Raw genomic sequence first — 6,522 nt, 5'->3', positions numbered from 1 at the left:
TACAGAACTTTTCCCATACGTTGGCGTTTTCACGCTGTTGTAAGGTTGTAGTCATGTGATAATAATTGCTATGTATTTTTCAAGGTTCTCGGTAGCTCTTTTGCTACCTTGTTTACTATATTAATCATCTAATTTAGTTTTGTAAAGGGTTTTAAGAAAAGTATGTTGGAATTTTTTAATAAGTTAGACTTATACTTTTTTAGGGAGTAGGGAGTAGGGAGTAGGGAGTAGGGGAGTGAGGGAGTGGAGTAGAGAATAGTAATTGTAAATGGTTTGTGAAAAAAACTGTAGGGGTTTGGTCTCCAAACCCATGCAAAAATGGGATTTGTTAACCAAACCCCTACGGGAAAATGTTACAACCTACTTAGGATGGCTATACCGTTTCACGGAAGTTAGGAAATCAATAATTAGAGATAATTAGAGATAGTTTTCATTATCAATTATCCATTAACCTGGAGGCCATTGCATTTGACGACCTCCAAGAATATGAAGATGTAGATGAAATACGGTTTGGCCAGCCTCTGGGCCGTTATTAATCACAACACGATAGCCATTTTGTAGTCCTTCTTCTTCTGCGATGCGCTTTGCAGTCAGTAACAAATGTCCCATTAAAGCATGGTCTTCAGGTACAGCATCGGCTAACTTGGGAATAGGCTTTTTCGGAATTACCAGGATATGAATGGGGGCTTGAGGATTAATATCTCTGAAAGCCAAGGCCATATCATCCTCATAAACAATATCTGCGGGAATCTCCCGCCGTATAATCTTGCTGAAAAGAGTGTCTTGTTCGCTCATTTATCTATTTATAAAGAACTAACTATACAAATCTAAGAATATAGGAATATGTTAGCTAGAGTCTGGAGTGCATCAATAATCGGCATTGAGGCCGTAAAAGTAGGTGTGGAAGTCGATGTATCTGGGGGACTGCCAAAAGTTGTCGTTGTGGGATTGCCAGATGCAGCAGTTCAAGAATCAAAGGAAAGAGTTAAAGCTACTCTGAAAAATTGTGGTTATGCCTTCCCAATGCGGAAAATTCTCGTTAATCTTACCCCCGCAGATTTACGCAAAGAAGGCCCAAGTTTTGATTTACCTATTAGTATAGGAATTTTAGCTGCATCGGCACAAGTCAAAGCAGAGTTGCTTGGAGATCATCTATTTTTAGGAGAAGTTTCTCTTGATGGTACATTGCGACCAGTTTCTGGAGTTTTACCTATTGCTGCTGCTGCCCAAAAAATGGGAATTACTGGTTTAGTTGTGCCTACTGGCAATGTAAAAGAAGCAGCAGTTGTGAAGGGGTTATCGGTTTATGGATTTGATAATATATTTGATGTTACCGATTTTTTGAATAATCCGACTGGCTTTTCTCCTGTAGAAATTAACACTGCTGAGATTTTGGCAAAGCAAGAATTTACAGGTTTAGATTTAAACGAAGTTAAAGGACAAAATCATGCCCGTCGCGCTTTGGAAATAGCTGCTGCGGGCGGACATAATTTAATTTTTGTCGGACCCCCTGGCAGTGGGAAAACTATGTTAGCACGACGTTTACCAGGAATTTTGCCTCCCTTGAGTTTTGAGGAGGCGTTGGAAGTGACGCAAATTTATTCGGTGGCGGGGTTATTGAAAGATAGAGGTAGTTTGGTGAACGATCGCCCTTTTCGTAGTCCCCATCATTCGGCATCAGGACCTTCTTTAGTAGGTGGAGGGAGTTTTCCGCGGCCGGGGGAAATTTCTTTATCTCACAGAGGGGTGTTATTTTTAGATGAATTAACGGAATTTAATCGCAATGTTTTGGAATATTTGCGTCAACCTTTGGAAGATGGAGTGGTGACAATATCCCGCACTAAACTTTCGGTGGAATTTCCGGCTCAGTTTACTTTGGTGGCAAGTACAAACCCATGTCCGTGTGGTTATTACGGCGACCCCATTCAACCATGTACTTGTTCCCCACGACAACGGGAGCAATATTGGGGAAAGTTATCTGGTCCGTTGATGGATAGAATTGATTTACAGGTAATGGTGAGTCGTTTGAAACCAGAGGAAATTACTAGACAGGATACTGGGGAAAGTTCGGTAGATGTGAGGCAAAGGGTGAGGGAAGCACGCGATCGCGCTCGACATCGGTTCCAGGATGAGCCAGGTTTAAGTTGTAATGCTCAGATGCAAAGTCGTCATTTTCGGAAGTGGTGTCAGTTGGATGATAGTAGTCGTGCTTTGTTGGAGGGAGCGATAAGGAAATTGGGGTTGTCAGCGAGGGCGAGCGATCGGATATTGAAAGTGGCGCGGACTATTGCTGACTTAGCGGGGGATGAGGAGTTGAAACCTGCTTATGTTGGTGAGGCGATCCAGTATCGGACAATTGACAGAATGCAGTAATTGATGAGATAGCTTTGTAAATTGGTTTTGGCAAGAAAACACTATTTCAGTATTTGTTATCATCAAGGCGTGATTATTTTCTAAGTAGTTTATAAGGAGAAAAACATGGTTGATTTTAAAAAGAAACTGGGAGTTAAATCTATACCAAAAAAAATAAATCCAATAGAGATTTATGATCGGTTAGATAGAAGAAGCGAAACAGGACCACTTCGCCCAGTACAAATAGAAATATTACAAAAGTGGTGGTCTAATAGAAACAAAGAGCAAGACTTAATTTTGAAATTACACACGGGAAAGGGGAAAACATTAATCGGTTTATTGATACTTCAATCAAGATTGAATGAAAAGAAAGGTCTGTGTTTATATGTCTGCCCTAATAAATATTTAGTAGAACAAACATCTCAAGAAGCAGATAAATTTGGCATTGGATATGTAACTATGGATAAGTCTTTACCTGATGATTTTTTAAATTCAGAAAAAATACTAATAACTCACGTTCAAAAAGTTTTTAATGGCAAATAAAAGTTTGGTGTAGGTGGAAAATATCAGAAAGTTAATACAATTATTTTAGATGACTCACACGCTTGTATAGATTCTATAAATGATTCATTCAAAATTAAAGTAGATAATCAACATGAACTCTATAAAAAATTATTCCAACTCTTTGAAGATGATTTGAGAGAGCAAGGTGAAGGTAGCTTTCTAGAAATAAAAGATAGTGAATCTGATACATTACTGCCAGTACCTTATTGGAGTTGGCAAGATAAAAAGTATGAGGTTGCCAAAGCATTAGAATCTGCCAATAAGCAAGAAATTGCTAATAAAAAAGATGATAAAAATAAGAAATCAGTAATGTTTACTTGGCCTCTAATTAAAGATAACCTAGAAAATTGTCAATGTTTTATTAGTGGTAAGGAATTAGAAATTTCAACTATTCTAACTCCAATTAGTCAATTTGGCACTTTTAGCAAGGCTGAACATAGGATTTTAATGTCAGCAACAACACAAAATGATTCTTTTTTTGTTAAAGGTCTTGGATTAAATATTGAAGCTGTAAGAAATCCACTCATTAACCAAAATGAAAAGTGGTCTGGTGAAAAAATGATTTTAATCCCTTGGCTAATCCATGAGGAGTTAAAAGAAACATATATTATCAATAAATTTGCAGCAAAAGATGTCAATCGTCAAGTAGGTTGCGTTGCGATTACATCTAGTTTCAAGAGAGCCGAAACTTACAAAAAATTAGGTTCTATAGTTGTCAAAAGTGATAATATTTTTCAAGAAATTGAGAAACTAAAATCGGGTGACTATAGCAATACAATTGTTTTTGCTAATAGATATGACGGAATAGACCTTCCAGATGATTCGTGTCGTATTCTAATAATTGATTATATGCCATATTCTTCTTCTTTGACTGAAAGATATGAGGAAGAATACAGGTCAAATAGTGATTTAATTAACATTAAGAATGCTCAAAAAATTGAACAGGGACTCGGAAGAAGTGTAAGGGGAGATAGAGATTATAGTGTGATTATTATCAACGGAAATGATTTAGTCAAATTCATCAAAAGTCGTGATTCAAATAATTTTTTTTTCAGAGCAAACAAGAAAGCAGATAGATATAGGAATTGATGTTTCTAATTTTGCTAAAGAGGAAGATGCAAATGAAAGAAAAGATTACCAAAAAGTTCTTAATGATTTAATTAATCAATGTTTAAGCAGAGATGAAGGTTGGAAAGAGTTTTATAAAGAAAAAATGGAGGAGCCAAGTGATGAAGCAGGAAAATTTCAAGAAAATATATTAGAAATTTTAGAGTTAGAAAGAAAAGCAGAAGAAGGTTTTTATTATAACGAACCTGAGAATGCAATAAATCATTTACGGAAAATAATTGATAATTACTGTAAAAATGACAAAACAGAACAAGGTTGGTATTTACAAATTCTTGCTCGTTACAAATACAAAATTAGTAAAGCAGACTCTAATTCAATTCAAAAGGAGGCTTGGAAAAAGAATGAGGGGCTTCTTAAACCCAAAGAAGGTATTAATTACAAAAAGTTGAGTGATATAAATGACAATAGGATGAAAAGAATTAAGGATTGGATATCTAAACAGAAAACCTATGAAGAACTTATGTTGACTGTCAACGATATTCTAGGAAATTTGAGTTTTGGTATAAAAGCACAAAAGTTTGAGAAAGCGCTTCAAGATTTAGGCAGTGCAATAGGTTTTTTGAGTGAAAGACCAGAGAAAAAGTATAAAACAAGCCCTGATAATCTCTGGTGTGTTTCTAAAGATTATTATTTTATATTTGAGTGTAAAAGTGAAGTTGAAGACTTACGGAGCGAAATATATAAATATGAAGTAGATCAGATGAATGACCACTGTGGTTGGTTTGATAAAGAATACGAAACAGACCAAGTAAAAAGGATATTAATTATGCCAACAAAAAATGTTTCTTATCAAGGAAACTTTACTCATTATGTAAAGATTATGAGAAAAGAAAAGCTTAAATCTTTGAGAGATAATGTTAGAGATTTTTTTCAAGAGTTTAAAGATTATAAACTTAATGAAATTAGTGATTCTAAAATTCAAGAACTAATCCAAGTTCATAAGCTTGATATTGACTCCCTAAAAAGAGAGTATTCCGAAGACTATTATCAAAAAAAATGGATGACTCAGAATTTGAATTATTATTCAAAGATTTAGAGTCAGACCGAGTGGAACGCAAGGCTTCAATTTCAGACTGAGGTAAACTGCGCGAAACTATTTGTGCATTTGTCAAATTTCCTCTATCAACCCGGTTTCTAAGGTTTCTGCTATAATAAAAAATTAACTGTTTATAATAGGAAATTTAATAGGAATAACTTATGTCCGTATTGTTAGCGATCGCAGTTTTAGGTATGTTGATTGTAGTTCACGAGTTAGGCCACTTTCTGGCGGCTCGACTCCAAAACATCCATGTTAACCGTTTTTCTATTGGCTTTGGCCCGGTACTCTGGAAATACCAAGGGCCAGAAACTGAATATGCACTTCGAGGTTTTCCCTTGGGAGGTTTCGTCGGTTTTCCTGATGATGACCCAGATAGCACAATTCCCAAAGACGATCCAGACCTATTACGGAACCGCCCCATTCTAGACCGAGCGATCGTTCTCAGTGCAGGAGTAATTGCTAACCTTATATTTGCTTACTTTCTCTTAGTTTCTCAAGTGGGTTTTGTTGGTGTAGCAGATTTTAACTATGCTCCTGGAGTAAAAGTTCCCGAAGTTGCTACAAATGTTAGTTCTGCTGCTGCTCAAGCAGGTATTAAGGCAAATGATATTATTTTGTCAGTTGGCAACCAACAATTAGGTGCGAACAAAGAAGCTATTAGCACTTTGGTAGAAACTATTCAAAATAATGCTAATCAAACTTTGGAAATGGAAATTCAGCGTGACGGAGAAAAATTATTTCTTGAAGTCACACCAGAAATGGGAGATGATGGCAAAGGTCGTATCGGTGTGCAATTAATTTCTAATGGAGACATAGTAAGAAATCGTACTAATAATATTTTTGAAGCTTTTAGTGTTGGTGCTGAGGAATTTCAAAGAATAGTTTTCTTGACACTTCAGGGTTTTTGGCAGCTTGTTAGTAATTTCGGTCAGACAGCAGGGAAACTAGCTGGACCTGTTGCTATTGTAGACATGGGAGCAAAAATTGCTGAGGATAATGTGGTCGAACTGTTTAGGTTTGCTGCATTAATTAGTATTAATTTGGCAGTGATTAATATTTTGCCTTTGCCTGCTTTAGATGGTGGTCAGTTAGCATTTTTGGCGATAGAGGGAGTTAGAGGTAGACCCTTACCACTTCGTGTGCAAGAAAATGTCATGCAAACTGGTTTGGTATTGTTATTAGGTTTAGGAGTGTTTCTCATTATTCGCGATACTGCTAATTTGGATGGGGTGCGTTCAATATTCCAGAGATAAGTAAGGTTTGCTGAAAAAGTCTTTCTAAGGAGCAGGGGAGTGAGGGAGTGGGGGAGTGGGGGAGTAGGGGAGTATTTTTTTACACTTCGTTTTTGACAATTGAATTTTGACATACCACTTCTTCATTCTTTCTTCCTCCTTCCTTCTTCCTTCTTCCTTCAAATGGTAACAACTCGTAAATTTTCA

At 36.5% G+C, this 6,522-nt stretch carries 6 protein-coding genes; 5 read left to right on the top strand and 1 reads right to left on the bottom strand.

Features of this window, described 5'->3' with window-relative positions; genetic code table 11:
* Window positions 1–447 precede the first annotated feature (447 nt).
* Window positions 448–795: a histidine triad nucleotide-binding protein gene (locus ACP6PK_RS08750; protein WP_426559281.1), complete on the bottom strand. Its 348-nt coding sequence runs from the start codon at window positions 793–795 to the stop codon at window positions 448–450.
* Window positions 796–843: 48 nt separating this feature from the next.
* Here ACP6PK_RS08750 and ACP6PK_RS08745 point away from each other — a divergent pair, with 48 nt between their 5' ends.
* The 5 genes from ACP6PK_RS08745 to rseP all read left to right on the top strand — a co-directional run bounded on the left by ACP6PK_RS08745 (window position 844) and on the right by rseP (window position 6,336).
* Window positions 844–2,373, top strand: a complete 1,530-nt coding sequence (locus ACP6PK_RS08745) for a YifB family Mg chelatase-like AAA ATPase (RefSeq protein ID WP_426559280.1) — start codon at window positions 844–846, stop codon at window positions 2,371–2,373.
* A 105-nt stretch (window positions 2,374–2,478) separates the two neighbouring features.
* Window positions 2,479–2,895 carry a DEAD/DEAH box helicase family protein gene (locus ACP6PK_RS08740; protein WP_426559279.1) on the top strand — a complete coding sequence of 139 codons (417 nt, stop codon included), beginning with the start codon at window positions 2,479–2,481 and terminating at the stop codon, window positions 2,893–2,895.
* A gap of 153 nt (window positions 2,896–3,048) precedes the next feature.
* The gene (locus tag ACP6PK_RS08735) at window positions 3,049–4,005 is read left to right on the top strand and encodes a helicase C-terminal domain-containing protein (RefSeq protein ID WP_426559278.1); all 957 of its coding nucleotides are present in this window, start codon (window positions 3,049–3,051) and stop codon (window positions 4,003–4,005) included.
* Window positions 3,947–5,080, top strand: coding sequence for a hypothetical protein (locus ACP6PK_RS08730; protein ID WP_426559277.1), 1,134 nt, complete (start codon window positions 3,947–3,949; stop codon window positions 5,078–5,080). The genes ACP6PK_RS08735 and ACP6PK_RS08730 overlap by 59 nt, the downstream gene beginning before the upstream one ends.
* Before the next feature lie 161 nt (window positions 5,081–5,241).
* Window positions 5,242–6,336 (top strand): RIP metalloprotease RseP, encoded by a 1,095-nt coding sequence (gene rseP, locus ACP6PK_RS08725; protein ID WP_426559276.1) that lies wholly within the window; start codon window positions 5,242–5,244, stop codon window positions 6,334–6,336.
* Window positions 6,337–6,522: the final 186 nt, after the last annotated feature.

Source organism: Dapis hubbardiae BLCC-M172 (assembly GCF_050016015.1).
Classification (GTDB): domain Bacteria; phylum Cyanobacteriota; class Cyanobacteriia; order Cyanobacteriales; family Microcoleaceae; genus Trichodesmium.
The sequence above is the reverse complement of the archived record's forward strand: the minus strand, read 5'-3'. Positions and strand labels throughout refer to the sequence as shown.